Origin of the sequence: Cellulomonas persica (assembly GCF_007989825.1) — a bacterium.
GTDB classification, from domain to species: Bacteria; Actinomycetota; Actinomycetes; order Actinomycetales; family Cellulomonadaceae; genus Cellulomonas; species Cellulomonas persica.
Genome location: NZ_BJUA01000004.1, coordinates 182,235 through 202,816 on the forward strand (window position 1 = coordinate 182,235; position 20,582 = coordinate 202,816).

Consider the following 20,582-nt stretch of genomic DNA (forward strand, 5'->3'; position numbering starts at 1 on the left):
GGGCCGGGACCGTCGGCGACCCGGGACCCGTCTCGTGCGACTCGTCTCACGGTTCACCGGCCCCGAGGCGGGCGTGCTCGAGCGCCAGCAGCCGTTCGTCGTGGCGTTCGCGCTGTCGATGATCGTCCTGTGGTTGGTCCCGTCGCTCGTCACCGATCCCGCTCTGGTCGCGGTGGCCGCCGCGATCGCGGTCGCGGTGCCGGTGCTGGCCGTCCTGCTGCCCTGGCAGCGTTGGCCGGAGTGGGCCCCGGACGTGCTGCCGGTCGTCTCGCTGCTGGCGATCGCGCTGCTGCGCACCGGGACCGGCGGGCCGGGGTCGGTGTTCGCGGCGCTCATCTTCCTGCCCGTGCTCACGCTCGCAGCGCAGCGCGGCCGGCGCGGGGTCGTCATCGCCACCGTCGGCGTGGTGGCGGTCGTGTTCACGCCGGTCGTGTTCGAGCCGGCGACGTTCACCGTGCAGACCGTCGCCCGCGCGATCGTCGTCGCGCTCGTCGCGCTGCTCCAGGCGGTCGTCGCGCACGAGGCGACCGAGCGGCTGCGCGCGCGCAACGCCGCGCTCGACCGGCTGCGGGTCCACCAGGACGAGCTGCTCGACATCGTCCGGCGCGACGCCGAGGTGATCGCGCGCGTGGCGAGCGAGCGCGAGCTGGCGCTCGAGCAGCTCGTCTCGGTCATCGACTCCGCGACCGAGCAGGCGATCATCGCGACCGACTCCGCGGGCGTCGTCCAGGTGTTCAACGCCGGTGCCGAACGCCTGCTCGGGTTCGCGCAGGGCGAGGTCGTGGGCCGCGCGAACCTCACTCGGTTCCACGAGCCCGCCGAGCTCGCCGAACGGTACCGGGCCCTGTTCGGGCACGACGCGCGTGGTGAGGGTGCTCAGGCGGACCGTCGCCTCCTCGAGGCGGTCGTGGCGTCGGCGTCCGGCGGCGGCTCGCACGTGCGCGACTGGAGGTGGGTGCGACGCGACGGCGAGACGCGCACGGTCCGGCTCGCCGTGACGCGCCGCGTCGACGCCGACGGCGCCAGCAGCGGGTTCGTCGTGGTCGCGACCGACGTCACGGCCGAACGCGAGGCCGCCGCGCTCAAGGAGCAGTTCGTGAGCCTCGTGAGCCATGAGCTGCGCACGCCGCTGACCGCGGTGCTCGGCTACCTCGAGCTCGTCCAGGACGGTACCGACCCGCTCACCGACGAGCAGCGCGAGTACCTCGCGATCGTGGAGCGCAACGCGCGTCGACAGCTGCGGCTCGTGAGCGACCTGCTGCTCACGGCACAGCTCGAGGCGGGCCGGTTCGTCATCACGCCGCAGGACATGGACCTGGCCGAGGTGGCCCGCACGGCCCTCGCGTCCGCCGCGTACAGCGCGCAGGCCGCGCAGGTGCGGCTCGTCGAGCACGTCGAGACGACGCGGCTCGTCGCCGACCCGCTGCGGCTCGCGCAGGTCGTCGACAACCTCCTGAGCAACGCGATCAAGTTCACGCAGCCCGGCGGGACCGTCGCGGTGTCCGTGGGGCCGGATCGCGACGACCACGCCGCGACGGGTGAGGCAGGAGCGGTGCTCGAGGTCAGCGACTCGGGTGTGGGGATCGCGCCCGACGAGATCGACCAGCTCACGCAGCGGTTCTTCCGGGCGGGCGCGGCCGCACGGGGTGCCGTCCCGGGCGTGGGCCTGGGGTTGTCGATCACCCGGGCCGTCGTCGAGGCGCACGGCGGCACGCTCGCGATCGCGAGCACCGTCGGGGAGGGCACGACCGTCACGGTCCGCCTCCCCGCGCGACCGCCCGAGACCCCCGCCGCCTGACCGCCGGGCGGGTGCTGACGAGCGGCTCGGGAACCGGACGTATCAGACGACCTGGTCGGGCGTCCTGATGTTCCGTGCGCCACCCCCAGGCGCTCCAGGATCCGACGGGCCGACACGGCTCTGGAACGAAGGACACCACCCATGACCATCACGACGCCGATCGACGCAGGCTCCCGCCCCGCCGCCGACGCCGTGCGCGCGCTGACCGCCGCGGTCACGCGCGTGCACACCCCCGGCACCGAGGGCTACGCGCGCCTCACGACCACCCAGAACCTCGCGACGCCCGTCCAGCCGGTGGCCGTCGTCGAGGCGACCGACGCGCACGAGGTCGCCACGACCCTGCGACTGGCCGCCGAGGCAGGTGTGCGCGTGGCCGTGCAGGGCACCGGGCACGGCGTGACCGAGGCGATGACCGGCGCGGTGCTCGTGCACACCGCCGCGCTCGACGAGCTCACCGTCGACCCCGTCCGGCGCCGGGCGCGCATCGGCGCCGGTGTGCGCTGGTCCGCGGTGATCGAGGCCGCCGCGCCGCACGGGCTGGCACCCGTGTGCGGGTCGTCGCCGCACGTCGGCGTCGCCGGGTTCCTCACCGGCGGCGGCGTCGGGCCGCTCGCGCGCTCGCACGGGCTCTCGTCGGACTACGTCGAGGCGTTCGAGGTCGTCACGGGCGACGGCGTGGTGCGCCGCGCGAGCCGCACCGAGCACCCCGACCTGTTCTGGGGTCTGCGCGGCGGCAAGGGTGCGCTCGGGATCGTCACCGCGGTCGAGCTCGACCTGCCGCCCGTGGCGCAGGTGTACGGCGGCGCGCTGTGGTTCGCGGCCGAGGACGCCACGCCCGTGGTCCGCACGTGGGGCGTGTGGGCCGACCTGCTGCCGGCGGCGGCGACCACGTCGCTCGCGGTGCTGCGGCTGCCGGACCTCGAGCTCGTGCCGCCGCCGCTGCGCGGCCGCACGGTCGTGTGCGTACGGTTCGTCTGGACCGGCGACCCCGACGAGGGCGCCGAGCTCCTGCGCGCGGTGCGCGCCGTCGGGCAGCCGCTGGTCGACTCCGTCGCCGTGATGCCGTACGCCGCGATCGGCGCCGTGCACGCCGACCCGGAGGATCCGATGCCGACCTCGGAGTCGACGTTCCTGCTCGAGGACTTCGGCCCCGAGGCCGTCGAGCGGTTCCTCGACCTCGTCGGACCGCACGTGCCCTCACCGCAGCTCATGGTCGAGGTGCGTCAGCTCGGCGGGAAGCTCCGCGAGGGCGACGACTGCGCGTTCGCGCACCGCGACGCGCCGTACTCGGTGTTCACCGCGGGCTTCGCGATCCCGGAGACGGCCGACGTCGTCGGCGGGGACGCGCGGCGCATCGCCCAGGGCCTGGCGCCGTGGTCGCGTGCCGGTGCGATGCCGAACTTCTCCACCGGCGCCGGCTGGCTCGAGCGTGCCTACCCCGCGCCCGTGGCCGCGCGCCTGCGTGAGCTGTCGCTCACGTACGACCCGGCGGGTGTCCTGCTCGCCGCCCGCGGGCTGCGCGACTGACCGGCGGCCGGGGCAGGGTCGAGGGCAGGGTCGGCAGGCGGGTCGGCGCTCGGCTGGCAGGTCAGCGGTCGTCCGGCCCGCCGGCGGGGTCGCGCAGCGGTTCCGTGGTGGGCTGGACGGCCGCGTCGTTGCCCTCGTCGGCCGCACCCCCGCCCGCTCCGTCGCCCGGGGCGGGCGGGGGGCCGAACGTCGGCGCCGTGCGAAAGGTGGCGGGCACCTCGACGGAGTGCGTGAAGTCCGCGCCGGTGTGCCCGACGCGCGGGCCGACGAGCGCGCACGCACCGAGCAGCAGCGTCACGACGAGCCGGACCACCGCACCGCGGTCGGAGGAGAAGAACCCGGTCGCGGCGCCGGCCGGGCGCTCACCCCTGGAGGTACGCATCCACGAACCTCTCGTCGGGGGTCGTGCTGCGCGGGCGGCGCCGGGAGTCGCGCACCGCGAGCAGCTCGAGCAGGCCGAGCGCCAGCAGCGGCGGGACGAGCATCACGGCCCGGCCGACGGCCGAGCCCGCCCACTGCAGCACCCACCCCCAGCCGGGGTGCACCTCGAGCACGATGCCGCGCACGCGCGTGTACGGCGTCGCGTTCGGGTCGTTCTCGGCGTTCGCGTCGCCGCGCGTGACGAGGTACTGGCTCTCGGCGGGGTCGCCCGTGTCCGGGTCGAGGACCTCGACCATGCGGCCGGTCTCCTCGTCCTGCTCGAGCGTCGGCAGGGTCACCAGGTCGACGATCCGGTGCGTCACGAGCTGCTCGGAGCCGAGCGGCCAGAACGAGACGATCTGACCGACCTTGAGCTGCGACGGGTCGTCGACCTTGCGCATCACCACGGCGTCACCCGCGTCGAACACGGGCGCCATCGAGCCCGACGTGACGATCAGCAGACGCTGGTCGCGCGCCTGGAACCACAGCGGGACCGCGAGCGAGACCGCGAACGTGAGCGTGCCCAGGACGACGACGGTCCACAGCACGATCGACGTCGCGCCGCGCCAGCGGGGACGCCGCGGGGCCGGCTCGACCCGGACCGGGCGGGCGTCGCGTCGGTCGAGCTCGAGCGGCACCGGGTGTCGCGGCGGTCGGGGCATCGTGGGTGGATCAGGGACCGGTCACGCCCGACTCGTCGGGCTGCGAGGGATCGAAGTCGAGCTGGCGCGCGTCGAACTTCAGGGTGAGCGTCGCGGACGTGTCCTGGTAGGTGTTGTCGGCGTCGACGTCGAAGTCGATCCGGACGCACAGGTCCTCCGACTCGGTCGCGCTCAGGAAGCGGTTCTCGGCGTTGGCGTAGTCGGCCGGGTCGCCCACGATCGGCGTGAGGCTCGTCGCGAGGCCGAAGGCGTTCGTCGACGAGCTACGGCCGATCCGCCCCGTGGCGCTCGTCGTGCCGTCGAGCGTGCAGTTGCCCGCGGTGCGCGTGAAGATCGCGAGCCGCAGGCGGTCGGTGAGGGCTCCGGTCCCGTTGCCCGCGCCGTTCTCCGCCTCGTAGCTGATCGCGTACTGGTACCGCAGCGAACCGGCGTTCCGCACCTCGATCGGCGCGACGATCGAGGCACCCGGGAGCATGTTGTCGACCGGCACGCTGAACGACACCGCGTCCATCGTGAGGTTGACCGACCCGGTCTTGATCGCGTCGCTCGTCGTCTCGTTGTCCGTGAACAGCGCGGACGTCGTGAGCGACGTCACCCCGACGGCGGCCAGCCCGACGATCGTCACGGTCGCCCAGAGTCGACGGCGACGAGCGCGGTCGGCCTGCGCGGGCGCGGGGTTGACCATCTCCTCGAGCAGGTCATCCATCATCGGTCGTACTCCCCCAGGTCGGGCGGGCGGTCACAGCGGGTACACATCAATCGGCATGCCACACCCGAACTTGACCAGTCTGCCCGACTTTCATCCGGATGATCGCACGCGCGTGGGTCTGCGGGGGTGAGTTCCGCCTCGTCCCTTGCCGCCCGGCGGCACGTCGGGCACCTCGTCGGCCGGGACCGCGGGGGAGTACAGGAAGCCCTGCGCGCGGTCCACCCCGAGGCGTCGCAGCGTCGCGGCCGTCTGCTCGTCCTCGACGCCCTCGGCGACGACGCGCAGCCCGAACGAGTGCGCGAGGTCGACCATGGCCTGCACGACGACCTCGGACCCCGAGCGGTCGCCGTCGCGCAGGTCGCCCACGAACAGCCGGTCGATCTTGAGCTCGCCGACGGGCAGGTCGCGCAGCTGGGAGATGGACGTGTTGCCGATCCCGAAGTCGTCGATCGCGACGCGCACCCCGAGCGTGCCGAGCCGTTCGAGCACGGGCACGATCCTCGACGGGTCCGCCACGAGGGCGGTCTCGGTGATCTCGACCTCGAGCAGGTCCGCGGGCACGTCGTGCTGGGTCAGCAGTCCCTCGATCACGTCGACGACGGCGGTCGTCGTCACGTCGTGCGCCGACAGGTTGACCGCCACGGGCAGCGGCGTGCCGGTCTCGCGCCAGCGGGCGAGCTGCGTGATCGCGCCCGTGAGCGCGAAGTGCGTCAGCTCGTGGATGAGCCCCGACTGCTCCGCGAGCGGGATGAAGACGCCCGGCAGGAGCAAGCCGCGCGTCGGGTGGTCCCAGCGCATGAGCGCCTCGTAGCCGACGGTCCGTCCGGTGTCGAGCGCGATCTTCGGCTGGTAGTGCATGACGAGCTCGGACGAGTCGTGCGGCGCCTCGATCGCGTGGTGCAGGTCGCCGAGCAGGACGAGCCGCTGCGGCGACGAGTGGTCCTCGTCGGGGTCGTACACGGCCACGCCCGTGCGGTGGTTCTTGGCGCTGTACATCGCCACGTCCGCGGTGCGCATGAGCGACGACGCGTCGCTCGCGTGGTCCGGGATGCACGCGACGCCCACCGACGTCTCGACGTGCAGCGACATCTCGCCGAGCTGGAACGGCGGCACGAAGAGCTGCCGCACGCGGCGGGCCAGGCGCTCGGCGTTCGCGACCGAGCGCACGTCGGGCAGGAGCACCGCGAACTCGTCGCCGCCCAGCCGCGCGACCACGTCCTCGTCGCGCAGCGCGCCGCGCAGCCGTTCCGCGACCTGCTCGAGCAGCTCGTCGCCGTGGTCGTGGCCGAGCGAGTCGTTGATGTCCTTGAACCGGTCGATGTCGAGCAGCACGAGCCCCACGCGCCCGCCGGTGGCGAGCGCGTCCGCGACGTCGCGCCGCATGCGGTCCGCGAGCAGGCGACGGTTGGGCAGGCCGGTGAGCGAGTCGAGCAGCGCGAGGCGGGCGTTCTCGAGCGCGGAGGCCTGCAGACGCTTCGAGGTCGCGTGCACCGTGCGGAACAGCAGCAGCCACAGGGCGACGAGCCCGGCACCCACCACGAGCGAGACGGTGCGCCGCGCCTGGGCGAGCGCGTCGATGGCCGCCGTGTGGTCGAGCACGACCTCGGCGACGCCGATCACCTCGTCGTCGCCGATCGCGAGCGGGTCGGGCGCGGGCATCTCCGAGCCGATCTCGAGACCTGACAGGTCCTGCGCGTCGGAGGCCCGGACGGGCACGTACACGTCCAGGACCTCCTGGATCCTCGCCCCGGTGACCGAGCGGCCCTCCTGGCTGACGTCCTCGATCACGCGTGCGTCCGGCTGCCCGGAGGCGAGCACGGAGTTGAGGCGCTCGGTGTCGGGGAAGGCGACCTCGGCGTCGCTCGAGCTGTACATCAGCGCGCCCACGGTGCTCCACAGCCGCACCTCGATCGCGCGCTCGTCGAAGCCCATGATCGACGTCGTGACCCCCGTGCGCTGCTGGGGCGTCAGCAGGCCGTCGGCGAACGCGTCGGGCGGGAGTGGTGCGGTCGCATACGACATGACGGACGTCGCCGCCTCCGTGCCGTCGCGCACCGACTGCGCCTGCATGACCCGACCGGTGACCCAGACCAGCGCGACACCGAGCGCGAGCATGGCCAGGAAGCTCACCACGCCGAAGTAGCGCGTCAGGGACCAGCGTCGGCGCGTGGTGGCTCGCGACACGCTGCGACTCCCTTCGGCTGCGGTGGTCCGCCCGGCTCGGCCGGCGCCCCCCGATCGGATACGTGCAGTCGGATACCGGCAAAGGTAAGCGTTTCGACGCGCCGCGGGCGAGAACACCGCGACGGATCACCCCTGTGCTGCACACGGCGAACCGTCGGGAACGTCCCGGCTCGTCGTCCTGTTGAGGGGATCGAGGACGCGCACGGGTGCGTCCGACGAGGAGGTGGGCACGTGACGTACGAGGTCACGAAGACCGACGAGCAGTGGGCGCTGGAGCTGGAGCCGCAGGAGTTCGCGGTGCTGCGCCGGGCCGGCACCGAACGTGCCTGGACGGGTGCGCTGCTCGACGAGAAGCGCACGGGCGTCTACCGGTGTCGCGCGTGCTCCGCGGAGCTGTTCTCCTCGGACGCGAAGTTCGACTCGCACTGCGGGTGGCCGAGCTTCTTCACACCGCTGGCCGGTGAGGCCGTCGAGCTGCGTGAGGACCGTTCGCTCGGGATGGTGCGCACCGAGGTGCTGTGCGCGCGGTGCGGGTCGCACCTGGGGCACGTGTTCGACGACGCCCCGCAGACGCCGACCGGCGACCGGTTCTGCATGAACTCGGTGAGCCTGACGTTCGAGCCGGCGCAGGGCTGACCGCCGGCACGGGGGCGTCCGGCAACCGTCGTGTCCGCCTTTCGGTCGACTTCGCGGGTGAGTCTGCGCGGACGACTGAAGCCGGGCGCCCTTCCCGCCGATAATGGGGTCGTGGAACAGGTGCTCACGGTCCGGAGGTGGCGGCGTTACGGCGCCGACCGGCTCTTCGTGACGCACGAGACCGGGGCGCGGGTCGGCTCGATCGACCTGCAGTCCGGCGAGGTCGTCGTCGAGGAGCCCGAGCTCGAGGACGGTCTGCGTCGCGCGGCGCAGGCGTTCCTGCGAGGCGACGGCAACGAGATCACCCTGCCGCTGCCGCGCCAGCCGTTCGGTGAGCCCGAGCGCACGGCGCTGGCGGCGTGGCTGGGGTCGGGCGACGAGTCCCGCGCGGAGCGCGGTGCGCCGCTGCGGACGCGCCTCGAGCGGCTCTACGCCGAGGGCTGGCACGTCATCCACGACGTGCCGCTGGGCCGGCAGGGCACCGTCGTCGAGCACCTGCTCATCGGTCCGGGCGGCATCCGCACCGTGACGCAGCGCAGCGAGCCCGACGAGCACGTGGTCGTCGAGGGTCGGACCATGACGGTCGACGGGGTCCCGGTCGGGCACCTGCACGCCGCGCGCATGGAGGCCGCGCGCGTCCAGGGCCTGCTGCTGCGGGCCGGCTGCGCCGACGTCTCGGTCCGCTCGATCGTCGTGGTGCGCGGTTCGCTCGTGCAGGACGGCGCGCCCGACCCGCACGGCGCGGTCGTCGTGACGCGCTCCGAGCTGCCGCGCGTGATCCGCGCGATGCCCGTGGTGCTCGAGCCCGACCGCGTGGCCGCGATCGCCCACGTCGCGCGTCAGCGCGCCACCTGGGGCCGCTGACCCGGCGGCCGGGACGCGTCGGCGTCGTGGCCCCCGCGCGCGGGGCGACGCGCGTGCACCTGGGTGCCAGCACCCCCGCCGGGGACGTGGCGCGCGAGACTTCGCCCGCGCCGATCGTTCCGTGGCCTGGCGACTCGCGCGAAGATGGCCGGATGGACGACGACCTGCAGCAGCTGGAGCGTGAGCTCGGGTTGTTCCTGCGCCGCGCGACCGCTTCCTCGAGCGCGATGGCCCGCCGGGTGCACCCGGAGCTCGAGCCGTCGGCCTACGAGCTGCTCGCGCTGATCGAGCGCACGCCCGGCGTGCGGGCGAGCGACCTCGCCGCGTACATCGGCGTGGGTCGCGGCACGATGTCGCGCCAGCTCGCGCGCCTCGCCAAGCTGGGGCTGATCACGCGCACCCCGGACCCCGACGACTTCCGCGGGCAGCTCCTGGCGCTGTCCGCCGACGGCGCCTCCCGGCTGTTCGCGGCGCAGGCCGCCCGGCGCGAGTTCCTGGGCCGGGCCCTCGAGGACTGGTCGCCGGAGCACATCGCCCAGCTCACCGCGCAGCTCGGTCGCCTCAACCGCGACCTGTCGTCGGCGTGGATGACCCAGCCGCCGGCCGACCGCCCGCACGCCACGGTCTGACGCCCGGACGGCGATCCGGCTCGGCCGCACCTCACCGGCTGCACGACGAAGGGCGCGGACCTCGCGGTCCGCGCCCTTCGCGTCCGTGCACCCGTCGTCAGCGCGTGCGGCGCGCGCCCGCATCCGGCTCGGCGACCTCGTCGTGCGCGCCGAGCGCGGCCGGGACGAGCTCGTCGGTCACCGGCGCGACCGCGGCCGCCGACTCCGCGATCTCGTCGGCGAGACGCTGCTCGACGCCCGAGCGGCGGCCCAGCGGGACCTCCTTGAGGAACAGCACCGCGACGAACGCGATGAGCGCGATGGGCGTCGCGACCAGGAACAGGTCCGCGATCGCGTCACCGAACGACTGCTCGACGACCGTGCGCAGGGGACCCGGCAGCGTCGAGACGTCCGGCAGCGCGCCGTTCGAGCCGAGCCCCGCGGGGTCGATGCCGAGCGTGGCCAGCCCGGAGACGATGTACTCGGTCGACTTGTTCGACAGCACCGCACCGAGCGCGGACACACCGATCGCGCCGCCGAGCGTCCGGAAGAACGCGACGGTGGCCGTCCCGGAGCCGATCTCGGAGACGTGCAGGGTGTTCTGCACCGCGAGGACCAGGTTCTGCATGAGCATGCCGACGCCCGAGCCGAGGACGAACATGTAGATGCTCACGAGCAGGAAGCTCGTGTCGTAGTGGATGGTCCCCATGAGGGCGATCCCGCCGGTGAGCAGCAGCGCGCCCCAGATCATGAAGGACTTGTAGCGACCCGTGCGCGAGATGATCGCGCCGGACACGGTCGACGAGACCAGCACGCCGGCGATCATCGGGATCGTCATGAGGCCCGAGACGGTCGGCGTCTTGCCGCGGGCGAGCTGCATGTACTGGCTCAGGAACACCGACGTGCCGAACATCGCGATGCCGACGGCCACGGAGGCGACCACGGCGAGCACGAGCGTGCGGTTGCGGAACAGGCGCAGCGGGATGATCGGCTCGTCGACGCGCGACTCGACCCACAGCGCGACCGCGAGCACCACGGCCGAGCCGACGAGCATCGCGGCGGTCTGCCACGAGGCCCAGTCGAACGTGTCGCCCGCGAACGTGACCCACAGCAGGAGCAGCGCGATGCCGACCGACAGGAGCGCGGCACCCCAGTAGTCGATCCTGACGACGCGGCGGGGCAGCGGCGGCAGGTGCAGCGTGCGCTGCAGCACGACGATCGCGAACACCGCGAACGGCAGGCCGACGAAGAAGTTCGCGCGCCACGTCAGCGACGAGTCCGTGATGACGCCGCCGAGCAGCGGGCCGCCGACCATGCTGATGCCCATGACCGCGCCCATGAGGCCCATGTAGCGGCCCCGCTCACGCGGGCTGATGATGTCCGCGATCAGGACCGTGCCGAGCGCGGTCAGACCACCGGCGCCGATGCCCTGCAGCGCGCGCATCCCGATGAGCATCTCGGTGTTGTGCGCGAACCCGGCCAGCGCGGAGGACACGACCGTGATCACCAGCGCGAGCTGGATGAGCAGCTTGCGGTTGACGAGGTCGGCGAGCTTGCCCCAGATGGGGGTCGAGATCGTCGTCGTCAGCAGCGTCGCAGTGACGACCCAGGTGAACGCGGACTGCTTGCCGCCCAGGTCGGTGATGATGCGCGGCAGCGAGGACGACACGACGCTCGTCGCGAGCATCGAGACGAACATCCCCAGGAGGATGCCCGAGAGCGCCTCGAGGACCTCCCGGTGGGTCATGCGAGGCGTGGTCGCCGCGGCGGAGGTCTCGACCTCGGGGGAGGTGTCGGCACCGGGCGGCGTGGCTGCGGTGATCGGGGCTGCGGTGCTCGGGGCAGCGGTGCTGGGTTCGGTGGGCACGGTCGTTCCTTGCTCTTCGTGTCGGGTGCCCGGCGGCGTCGGCGGGTGCAGGTGGGTGGTCGTGCTGGTGGGGTCCCGGTCGGGCGACCAGGTCGTGCTAGGCGGGCACGCGCTCGTGCGCGGCGGCCGGGGCGTGGACGCGGTCGAACGTCGCGCTGAGCCGCCCGAGCGTCGCGGCGGCGGCCGCCACGTCCTGCGCGGGCCAGTCCGCGAACAGGTCGGCCGTCGTGCGCAGCAGGGCCGCCTCGATCGCCTCGGCGCGCTCGAGGCCGGCGGGCGTCAGGCGCAGGGAGCGGGCGCGTCGGTCGTCGGAGCCGACCGTGCGCTCGACCAGGCCTTCGTCGACGAGCTGGCTGACCTGGCGGCTGGCGACGGACGTGTCGACGCGCAGCGCGTGCGCGACGTCGCCGACCTGGGTGACGCGCCCCGCGCGGGTGCGGGTCGCCAGGACGCGGACGAGGCTCGCGGTCGACCGGCTGCACTCGGTGTCGCGCACCATGACCGTGCTCGCCTCGCGCAGCGCGCGCCAGAACGTCTCGACGGCCCGGAGCACCGCGACCTCGGGGGGAAGGGCTTCGGTCATGGCTCGGCTGGGTCCTCACTAGTGGTTGCTGCAAGCAAACATATGGCCGATGCGTGCAGCATGCAAGTGATTGCCCTGTCTGCCCGGTCACACCGATCGGGCAGGCCGGCGTCAGGCGGCCGCGCTGCGGGAGCGGCGCTCGACCTTGAGCCCCTCCATGTCCTCGAGCTCGACGCCCTTGGTCTCGGGGACCTTCCACAGCGTGAAGAAGAACGACAGCACCGCGAAGATCGCGTACATCAGGTAGGGCACCGAGGCGCCGAACGCCCCCAGCAGCGGCGGGAACGAGATCGTGATGAGGAAGTTCGCGATCCACTGCGCAGCCGCCGCGAGCCCGAGCGCCGCGGCCCGGATGCGGTTGGGGAACATCTCGCCGAGGAGCACCCACACGAGCGGACCCCACGTCGCCCCGAAGAACACGACGAACGCGTTCGCGGCGATCAGCGCGACCGTGCCCCAGCTCCCCGGCAGCTGCGTCAGCACCTCGCCCGCGTTGTCCGGGTCGGGGATCTCGTACGACTGCGTGAACGCGAGCGCCATGAGCCCCAGGCACAACGCCATGCCCGCCGAGCCGATGAGCAGCAGCGGGCGGCGGCCGACCTTGTCGACGAGCGCGATCGCGATGAAGGTGACGACGACGTTGGTGACCGACGTGATCGTCGAGATCGTGAACGAGTCGCTCTCGTCGAACCCGACCGCCTGCCACAGCGTGTTCGAGTAGTAGAAGATCACGTTGATCCCGACGAACTGCTGGAACACCGACAGCAGGATGCCGACCCAGACGAGCGGCAGCAGGCCGAACCGCGGCCCGCGCAGGCTCGCCTTGGGGGCGGACTCGTCGGCCTTGATGGTCTGCTCGATCTCGCGGAGACGCGTGGCCGCCTCGTCGCGCGTGCCGAGCACGTCCGTCAGCACGGCCAGCGCCTCGTCCTGCTTCCCGCGCGCGACGAGGTAGCGCGGCGACTCGGGGATCATCAGCGCGAGCACGCCGTACACGGTCGCGGGGATGACCGCGACGATGAACATCCAGCGCCACGCCTCGAGGCCGAACCACAGCTCGCCGGCGGCGTCGGCACCCTCACCGGGCGTCGCGAGCGCGAGGAGCTGGTCCGAGAGCAGCGCCGCGAAGATGCCGATGACGATCGCGAGCTGCTGCAGCGAGCCGAGGCGCCCGCGGATCGCCGCGGGCGCGATCTCGGCGATGTACGCCGGGGCGATCACGGATGCGATGCCGATGCCGATGCCCGCCATCGCGCGCCACAGGATCAGGTCCCACACGCCGAACGCGATGCCGGACAGGATCGACGAGACGAAGAACAGCACCGCACCCAGGAACATCACACGCGTGCGGCCCCACCGGTCGGCGAGCCGGCCGCCGAGCCACGCGCCGAGCGCGCAGCCGAGCAGGGCCACCGCGACCGCGAAGCCGGACAGCGCGTCGCCCAGGCCGAACTCGTCGGTGAACGCCTTCACCGCGCCGTTGATGACCGAGGAGTCGAAGCCGAACAGGAAGCCGCCGACCGCAGCTGCGACCGCGAGACCGACCGCCTTGCCGTGGTGCGGGCTGCGCGCGCCGCTGCCGACCGGCTCGTCCGATGCTGTGGCCATGGCGCCTGCCCCTCTCGTCCTGCAGGCGGTCGTCGGCCGCCGTGCCGTCGGCCCTGTGGTGAGCCCCGTGTCTCACACTGGACCGGGACGTGCGAGGCTGCACGTCGAGAGATGGCCGGGGCACCTGACGGCGGTACGGCGCACGCCGGCGGCACGAGCAGCAGTCCGACGAGCAGGAGGTGACCATGGCCGACGAACCGCGCCGCCCGCGCCGGCCCGCGATGCTCGACCCCCACGAGGCCGACGAGCTGCCGGGTGCGATCGACCCCGCACTGCGCTCGGAGATCGCCCACACCACCGCCGCCGCGCTGGTCCACCAGGGACGCGCGACGGCCGACCCGGACGTCGTCGCCCGGCTCGTCGCGCTCGTCGAGACCGAGGGGCTCGACGTGGTCGCGGCGCTGTGGTCGGACAGCGCGCCGACGACGCTGCCGGGTGCCCTGTGGCGGCTGTACGTGCTCCGGGAGTGGGTGCGCCGGGACCCGGAGACCGTGGCCGACCGGTACCGGCAGGGGACCGCCGCCGTGCCCGTGCACGACGTCGTCGCGGGGGTCGCCCAGGCGCCGGGGCCCGCCGACGTGCGGGCCGTCGCCGACGCCGTCCTCTCGGGCGTCTACACGGGCGACCTGGACGTCGCGCTCGAGCGCGCAGGCGCGTTCTGCCGGGTGCTCGCGGCCGGCGCCGCGTTCGACGCCGACCGGCTCGACGTCGTCGACCCGAGCGGCGCGACGCGCATGACGCTCGGCGCGTCTGCGCTGCTGCGCACGGCCGAGGAGCTCGAGCACGCCGCCCGGCTCTGGCGCGCGGGCGTGCTCGACTGACCTTCGGTCAGCCGATGACGGGGCGGAGCAGGAGCGTGAACAGCGCCGCGACGAATGCCGCCGCGGGGATCGTCAGGACCCACGCGGTCGCGATGTTCTTCGCGACGCCCCAGCGCACCGCCGACGCGCGCTTGGTCGCGCCGACGCCCATGATCGCGGAGGTCACGGTGTGCGTGGTCGAGACCGGGGCGTGCAGGCCCATCGCCATGCCGTAGAGCACCGTCGCGGAGACCGACTCGGCGACGAAGCCGCGCGCCGGGTCGACCTCGATGATCTTGCGGCCGAGCGTGCGCATGATGCGCCACCCGCCCGCGTACGTGCCGGCGGAGATCGCGGCGGCCGCGGCGACCTTGACCCACAGCGGGATTCCCGCGTCCTTGTCGGCCCAGCCGACCGTGAGCAGCGCGAGGTAGATGACGCCCATCGTCTTCTGCGCGTCCTGCAGGCCGTGGCCGAGCGCCATCGCGGCCGCGGACACGGTCTGCGCGAGCCGGAACCGGCGCATGGTGCGCGTCGGCGGGCGGTTCCGCAGGAGCCACAGCACGCCGACCATGAGGAAGAACGCGAGCGTGAAGCCGAGCACCGGCGACAGGACCATCGGCACGACGACCTTGGCGTACACCGACGACCAGTAGACACCCAGGCTCGCGGCGAGCCCGGCACCCACCAGACCGCCGATGAGGGCGTGCGTCGAGGACGAGGGCAGGCCGAACCACCACGTGATGAGATTCCACACGATGGCGCCGACCAAGGCGCACACGATCACCAGCAGCGCGCTGTGGTTGCTCGCGTCGGTCAGGTCGACGATCGACGTCGCGATCGTCTCGGCGACGGTGGTGCCCAGCATCGCGCCGACGAAGTTCATGACCGCGGCCATGATGAGCGCGATGCGGGGGGTCAGGGCCCGGGTGGACACCGACGTCGCGATGGCGTTCGCGGCGTCGTGGAACCCGTTGGTGTAGTCGAAGCCGAGCGCGAGCGCGACGACGAGGATGACGAGCGCGACCTCCACGGAGCTCAGGACTCCTTGACGGCGATCGTCTCGACCGCGTTGGCCACCTTCTCGAACGCGTCGGCAGCCTCCTCGAGGGCCTCGACGATCTCCTTGAACTTGAGCAGGAGGATCGGGTCGCTGATCTCGTCGAACATCTGCGCGAGGAGCTTGCGGAACGTCTTGTCCGCCTGGTTCTCGAGGCGGTTGACCTCGACCCAGTACTCCGACAGCGAGTCCATCGAGCGCAGGCGCGGCATGGCCTCGGCCGTGAGCTCGGCGCAGCGCTGCAGCACCTGGACCTGGTCCGCGACACGCGCGGGCAGCTCGCCGACCTTGTACAGGACCATGAGGTCCGCGGCCTCGTCCATGAAGTCCATGCAGTCGTCGAGCGCCGAGGCGAGCATGTAGATGTCGTCGCGGTCGAACGGCGTCACGAACGTCTGGTTGAGCCGACGCATGATCTGGTGCGTCGCCTCGTCGGCCAGGTGCTCGGCCTCGGAGATCCGCTTGTTGATCTCCTTGCGGGCGGCGGGCGTGGCGCCCAGCATCTCGCTCAGCAGGTTCGCTCCCGTGACCAGGTGCTGCGCCGAGGCGGCGAAGAGGTCGAAGAACGTGGTGTCGCGCGGTGTCAGGCGCAGGCGCACTTCAGGCTCCGGAGGAGGGGAGGTAGGTCGGGCTCAGGCTAGTTGCCGGACGACGAATCAGGAAACGTGCGGTGCCGTCGGCATGGACTCATGGTGACAGGCTCACCTCGTGTCCGTGGGACTCTCCTGACTCGCCTAGGGGAGGACATGGGCGCGACGCCGGACCGGGAGCGCCTCTCGGCGCGCGGCCGCTCGAAGCGGCTGAAGATGGAGCCCGGGGCTACCGCGGCCCGACGTCGCCCGACCATCGTAAGGCCCGCTCACCCGCGGACCTGCCGGGTCCGACGTCCCGGCGTGCGGGAGGTCACACTCGCGGACCCGCACTCGCGCTCACATGGGTGAGCGGTGCGTCTCCACGGCGACCACCCGCGGTCCCGATGCGTGCTGGGCGACGTGCGCGACGAGCACCTGGCCGGGGTGCAGGTACGGGTCGGCGGCGGGCAGCGCCGCGCGGACCGAGCGCCGTGCGTGCGCGGCCAGCGCCGCCAGCACGGTCGGCAGCACCGGCCGGTGCGTGCACAGCAGCGAGTCGCCCGGCCACTGCAGGAGGTCCTCGACGACCGCGGTCACGTCCTGCGGCGCGTGCGCGTGCCCCGCCTCGGACAGCGCCGCGACGTGCTCGATCGGGACCTGGGCGGCCGACGCGTACGGCTGCGCGGTCTCCAGGCACCGCCGCCACGGGCTCGTCACGACGCGTCCGGCGCCGAACGCCGAGACGACGGGCACGAGCGTCGCGGACTGGCGGCGGCCGACGGGCGTCAGGGGGCGGGTCTCCTCGCCGTCGGTCCACGTGGAGCGTCGCTTGGCGGTGCCGTGGCGGGCGACGACGAGCGCACGTGTGTCGAGCCGGCCCTTGGCGTGCGCGGAGACGAGCGCGACGAGCGGGGCGCGGTCGGCGGGCCGCGTCAGGCGGGCCGCGGCGGCCTCGACGTCGTACCAGCGCACCTGGTCGATCTCGTCGCGCGACGCCCGCGGGACGGGCGGACGCGCGCGCAGGGCCGCTGCGTCGTCGCGCCCGGCCACCTGCGCCGCCCAGTAGTGCACGCGCTTGAGCCGGCCCTCGGACAGCGGGTACTCCAGCGGCGGCAGCGGGACGCCGAGCACCACGTCGTGCCCGGTCTCCTCGGCGACCTCACGCCACGCGGCCGCGACCACGGTCTCGCCCGGGTCGAGCTTGCCCTTGGGCCACGACCAGTCGCGGTAGCGCGGCCGGTGCACGAGGGCGACCTGCAGGCGCCCCGTGCGGACACGCCAGACGAGAGCGCCGGCCGCCTCGACGACGGTCGTCCGGGAGGTCGAGCTCACAGGCCCGTGCCAGGGCGCCGCCGCTGGCGCGTGATGAGCGCGGACTGCTGGTCGAGCAGCGGCGTGCCGTCCTCGGCGCGCGAGTGCCGCCGCCACGAGCCGTCGGGCTCGAGGTGCCACGACGACGTCGTCGGCGCGACCGACTCGTCGACGAGGTCGACGATCTCCGCGACCTGGTCGGGGTCGGACACGCGCACGAGGGCCTCGACGCGCCGGTCGAGGTTGCGGTGCATGAGGTCCGCCGAGCCGATGAAGACCTCGGGGCCGGTGAACACCTCGTCGTCCGACGCCTGCGCGTGCGCGAACGCGAACACGCGCGAGTGCTCGAGGAAGCGCCCGAGGATCGAGCGGACACGGATCGTCTCGCTCAGACCCGGTACGCCCGGACGCAGCGCGCAGATGCCGCGCACGACGAGGTCGATCGGCACCCCCGCCTGGCTCGCGCGGTACAGCGCGTCGATGGTGGCCTCGTCGACCATCGAGTTGACCTTGATCTTGATCCATGCGGGCTGCCCGGCACGCGCCGCCGCGGCCTCACGGTCGATCCGCTCGATCAGCCCTGTGCGCACCGAGCGCGGCGCGACGAGCAGGCGGTGGAAGCGGCTCTTGGGGGCGTAGCCGGAGAGCTGGTTGAACAGGCGCGTGAGGTCCTGCCCGACGTCCGGGTCGCTCGTGAGCAGCCCGAGGTCGGTGTACAGGCGCGCGGTCTTCGGGTGGTAGTTGCCCGTGCCCACGTGGCTGTAGCGGCGCAGGCCGTCGGCCTCCTGGCGGACGACGAGGCTGAGCTTGCAGTGCGTCTTGAGCCCGACGATCCCGTACACGACGTGCACGCCCGCCTGCTCGAGCTTGCGCGCCCAGGAGATGTTGTTCTGCTCGTCGAACCGGGCCTTGATCTCCACGAGCGCGAGGACCTGCTTGCCGGCCTCGGCCGCGTCGATCAGCGCGTCGACGATCGGCGAGTCGCCCGACGTGCGGTACAGCGTCTGCTTGATCGCGAGGACGTACGGGTCGGCCGCAGCCTGCTCGAGGAAGGTCTGCACGCTCGTCGAGAACGAGTCGTACGGGTGGTGCAGCAGGATGTCGCGCTCGCGGATCTTGGCGAACATCTCCGTGGGTGTGGCCGACTCGACCTCCGCGAGCTGGCGGTGCGTCGTCGGGACGAAGCGCGGGAACTGCAGCTCGCTGCGGTCCAGGTCCGCGATGACGTTCAGGCCCGTGTGGTCGAGCGGCGCGGGCAGCACGTAGACCTCGTCCTCGGCCATGCCCAGCTCACGGACCAGCAGCGTGCGGATGCGCGGGCTGATGCCCTCGGCGATCTCCAGGCGCACGGGCGGCCCGAAGCGCCGGCGCAGCAGCTCCTTCTCCATCGCCTTGAGGAGGTTCTCGGCGTCGTCCTCCTCGACCTCGACGTCCTCGTTGCGCGTCACGCGGAACGTGTGGTGCTCGCGCACCTCCATGCCCGGGAACAGGTGGTCGAGGTGCTCGGAGATGACGTCCTCGACGGGCACGAAGCTCGTCGGGCCCTTCTCCACCGAGGCGGTCTGCTCGTCGGGCGCGCTCGGCCGTCCCGACGCGTCGACCGCGATGAACCGCGGCAGCAGCGGCGGGACCTTGACGCGCGCGAAGTGCTCCTTGCCCGTCACGGGGTTCACGACGACGACCGCGAGGTTGAGCGAGAGCCCCGAGATGTACGGGAACGGGTGCGCCGGGTCCACCGCGAGCGGCGTCAGCACCGGGAAGATCTGCCGCTTGAAGAACTTGCGCAGGCGGTCCTGCTCCGACTCGCCGAGGTCCTGCCAGCGCACGAGCGTGATGCCCTCGCTCGCGAGCGCGGGCTGCACGTGGTCGACGAACACGCGCGCGTGGCGGTCCATCAGCTCGTGCGCCTTCTCGCTGATGGCCTCGAGCACCTGGCGCGGGCTCAGCCCCGACGCCGCGGTCACCGCGATGCCCGTCGCGATCCGGCGCTTGAGGCCCGCGACGCGGACCATGAAGAACTCGTCGAGGTTCGACGCGAAGATCGCCAGGTACCGCACGCGCTCGAGCAGCGGCAGGTCGACGTCCTCCGCGAGCTCGAGGACCCGCTGGTTGAACGCGAGCCACGACAGCTCGCGGTCCAGGAACCGGTCGTCGGGCAGCGGTGCGAGCGCGAGGGCCGGCACGGCGGCCTCGGCGCGCGCGAGGTGCTCGGCGATGCGGTCCTCGAGCTCGGAGTCGAGGGCGGTCGCGTCCGTCATGGGGCCATCGTGGCACCACTGGGTGAACGTGGCGTGTCGTCCCCGAACATCACGTCGACCCCGCTGCGCTCGAACCCCGCGCGGCGGTACGTGCGGATCGCGACCTCGTTCGACGCCTCGGTGTAGAGGATGACCGAGCGGAGCCCCGCGACCGTGAGGGACGTGAGCCCGAGGTCGGTCAGCGCCCCGCCCAGACCGAGGCCCTGCGCGTCGGGGTCGACCCCGACGACGTAGATCTCGCCGACCCGTTCGTCGCCGTGCTCGCCCTCGGGGTGCACCTTGGTCCACACCGATCCGAGGAGCATGCCGTCGCGCTCGGCGAGCAGGAACCCGGCGGGGTCGAACCACGGCTCGGCCTCGCGGGCGCGCAGGTCCGCGCTCGTCATGCGGCCCTGCTCCGGGTGGTGCGCGAACGCGCGCGAGTTGACCCGGCGCCACGCCTCCTCGTCCTGCCCGGGCACGAACTCGCGCACGGTCACCCGCGGCGGCAGCGCGCGGTCCGGCACCTGGGGGCGCTGCGCGAGGTCGAGGCGCATCTGCCACAGCTCGCGCACCACCGCCATGCCCGCGGACTGCGCGAGCGCGCGCGCCTCCGGCAGGTCGCCGTGCGCCCAGACGCGCAGCTCGCGCCCCTTCACCTTGCCTGCGGTCACGCGCGCGGCGTCCAGCAGCGCCGTCCCGACGCCCGTGCGGCGGTGCGCGGGGTGCACGACGAGCTCGGCGCGCGCGGTCGACCCGCTGCCGACCTCGACCTGCGCGTACCCGACGAGCTCGTGCTCCACCGGCTCGGGCCCGGCGGGCTCGTCCTCGCCGACCTCGGGTGCCGTCGCGAGCAGGTGCACGACGTGGGCCTCCGGGTCCTCGAGCCACAGCAGCGGCTGCTCGGAGAGCGGGGGGACGCCGTCGTGCGCGGCGGCGTCGGCGGCCAGTCGGCGCACGGCGGCGGCGGTCCCGGGCTCGAGGGGTGCGGGGTGCGCAGCGACCGCGACACGCGCCTTCGTCGGCTCGACCATCCACCCATCCCATCACGCGAGACGGCCCGAAGGCAGGGGGTCACCCGGGAGAGCGACAGGTCGGACCGGGTGATCTGCGGTGAGCAGCGACGCATCGCCCGT

The 20,582-nt window shown here is 73.0% G+C and carries 18 protein-coding genes; 6 read left to right on the forward strand and 12 right to left on the reverse strand.

The window, feature by feature from the left end:
- Positions 1–34 precede the first annotated feature (34 nt).
- Both CPE01_RS05660 and CPE01_RS05665 read left to right on the forward strand, forming a co-directional pair.
- A complete protein-coding gene (locus tag CPE01_RS05660) occupies positions 35–1,798 on the forward strand; it encodes a sensor histidine kinase (RefSeq protein WP_246783762.1) in 1,764 nt (587 codons plus the stop codon).
- Positions 1,799–1,939: 141 nt separating this feature from the next.
- On the forward strand, positions 1,940–3,325 hold the full coding sequence (locus CPE01_RS05665) for an FAD-binding oxidoreductase (RefSeq protein ID WP_146805667.1): 1,386 nt from the start codon (positions 1,940–1,942) through the stop codon (positions 3,323–3,325).
- 61 nt (positions 3,326–3,386) lie between these two features.
- Here the strand turns inward: CPE01_RS05665 and CPE01_RS05670 are convergent, their stop codons facing one another.
- From CPE01_RS05670 to CPE01_RS05685, 4 genes are all read right to left on the reverse strand, one after another.
- Positions 3,387–3,707, reverse strand: a complete 321-nt coding sequence (locus tag CPE01_RS05670; RefSeq protein WP_146805668.1) for a hypothetical protein — start codon at positions 3,705–3,707, stop codon at positions 3,387–3,389.
- A complete protein-coding gene (locus tag CPE01_RS05675; protein ID WP_146805669.1) occupies positions 3,688–4,407 on the reverse strand; it encodes a signal peptidase I in 720 nt (239 codons plus the stop codon). The genes CPE01_RS05670 and CPE01_RS05675 overlap by 20 nt, the downstream gene beginning before the upstream one ends.
- Before the next feature lie 10 nt (positions 4,408–4,417).
- Positions 4,418–5,116 carry a TasA family protein gene (locus CPE01_RS05680; protein WP_146805670.1) on the reverse strand — a complete coding sequence of 233 codons (699 nt, stop codon included), beginning with the start codon at positions 5,114–5,116 and terminating at the stop codon, positions 4,418–4,420.
- Positions 5,117–5,206: 90 nt separating this feature from the next.
- Entirely contained in the window at positions 5,207–7,300 is a 2,094-nt protein-coding gene (locus tag CPE01_RS05685) for a putative bifunctional diguanylate cyclase/phosphodiesterase (RefSeq protein WP_146805671.1), read from the reverse strand.
- Between the two features lie 231 nt (positions 7,301–7,531).
- Here CPE01_RS05685 and msrB point away from each other — a divergent pair, with 231 nt between their 5' ends.
- From msrB to CPE01_RS05700, 3 genes are all read left to right on the forward strand, one after another.
- The gene (gene msrB, locus CPE01_RS05690) at positions 7,532–7,936 is read left to right on the forward strand and encodes a peptide-methionine (R)-S-oxide reductase MsrB (RefSeq protein ID WP_146805672.1); all 405 of its coding nucleotides are present in this window, start codon (positions 7,532–7,534) and stop codon (positions 7,934–7,936) included.
- A 111-nt stretch (positions 7,937–8,047) separates the two neighbouring features.
- A complete protein-coding gene (locus CPE01_RS05695) occupies positions 8,048–8,800 on the forward strand; it encodes a nuclease-related domain-containing protein (RefSeq protein ID WP_146805673.1) in 753 nt (250 codons plus the stop codon).
- A gap of 152 nt (positions 8,801–8,952) precedes the next feature.
- Positions 8,953–9,429, forward strand: a complete 477-nt coding sequence (locus CPE01_RS05700) for a MarR family winged helix-turn-helix transcriptional regulator (RefSeq protein ID WP_146805674.1) — start codon at positions 8,953–8,955, stop codon at positions 9,427–9,429.
- A gap of 97 nt (positions 9,430–9,526) precedes the next feature.
- On the opposite strand, the gene CPE01_RS05705 is transcribed toward CPE01_RS05700, so the two are convergent.
- The 3 genes from CPE01_RS05705 to CPE01_RS05715 form a co-directional block, all read right to left on the reverse strand.
- Positions 9,527–11,155 carry an MFS transporter gene (locus CPE01_RS05705; RefSeq protein ID WP_146805743.1) on the reverse strand — a complete coding sequence of 543 codons (1,629 nt, stop codon included), beginning with the start codon at positions 11,153–11,155 and terminating at the stop codon, positions 9,527–9,529.
- A gap of 217 nt (positions 11,156–11,372) precedes the next feature.
- Positions 11,373–11,858, reverse strand: a complete 486-nt coding sequence (locus CPE01_RS05710; RefSeq protein WP_146805675.1) for a MarR family winged helix-turn-helix transcriptional regulator — start codon at positions 11,856–11,858, stop codon at positions 11,373–11,375.
- 111 nt (positions 11,859–11,969) lie between these two features.
- Entirely contained in the window at positions 11,970–13,466 is a 1,497-nt protein-coding gene (locus CPE01_RS05715; protein ID WP_146805676.1) for a sugar porter family MFS transporter, read from the reverse strand.
- Between the two features lie 221 nt (positions 13,467–13,687).
- Between CPE01_RS05715 and CPE01_RS05720 the strand changes: the two genes are divergently transcribed.
- A complete protein-coding gene (locus CPE01_RS05720; RefSeq protein ID WP_146805744.1) occupies positions 13,688–14,287 on the forward strand; it encodes a hypothetical protein in 600 nt (199 codons plus the stop codon).
- A 7-nt stretch (positions 14,288–14,294) separates the two neighbouring features.
- On the opposite strand, the gene CPE01_RS05725 is transcribed toward CPE01_RS05720, so the two are convergent.
- The 5 genes from CPE01_RS05725 to mshD all read right to left on the reverse strand — a co-directional run bounded on the left by CPE01_RS05725 (position 14,295) and on the right by mshD (position 20,480).
- Positions 14,295–15,299 carry an inorganic phosphate transporter gene (locus CPE01_RS05725; protein WP_146805677.1) on the reverse strand — a complete coding sequence of 335 codons (1,005 nt, stop codon included), beginning with the start codon at positions 15,297–15,299 and terminating at the stop codon, positions 14,295–14,297.
- Positions 15,300–15,304: 5 nt separating this feature from the next.
- On the reverse strand, positions 15,305–15,925 hold the full coding sequence (locus tag CPE01_RS05730) for a DUF47 domain-containing protein (RefSeq protein ID WP_146805678.1): 621 nt from the start codon (positions 15,923–15,925) through the stop codon (positions 15,305–15,307).
- Between the two features lie 330 nt (positions 15,926–16,255).
- The gene (locus CPE01_RS05735) at positions 16,256–17,230 is read right to left on the reverse strand and encodes an NUDIX hydrolase (RefSeq protein ID WP_146805679.1); all 975 of its coding nucleotides are present in this window, start codon (positions 17,228–17,230) and stop codon (positions 16,256–16,258) included.
- The gene (locus CPE01_RS05740; protein WP_146805680.1) at positions 17,227–19,467 is read right to left on the reverse strand and encodes an RNA degradosome polyphosphate kinase; all 2,241 of its coding nucleotides are present in this window, start codon (positions 19,465–19,467) and stop codon (positions 17,227–17,229) included. The genes CPE01_RS05735 and CPE01_RS05740 overlap by 4 nt, the downstream gene beginning before the upstream one ends.
- The gene (gene mshD / locus CPE01_RS05745; protein ID WP_146805681.1) at positions 19,464–20,480 is read right to left on the reverse strand and encodes a mycothiol synthase; all 1,017 of its coding nucleotides are present in this window, start codon (positions 20,478–20,480) and stop codon (positions 19,464–19,466) included. The genes CPE01_RS05740 and mshD overlap by 4 nt, the downstream gene beginning before the upstream one ends.
- Positions 20,481–20,582: the final 102 nt, after the last annotated feature.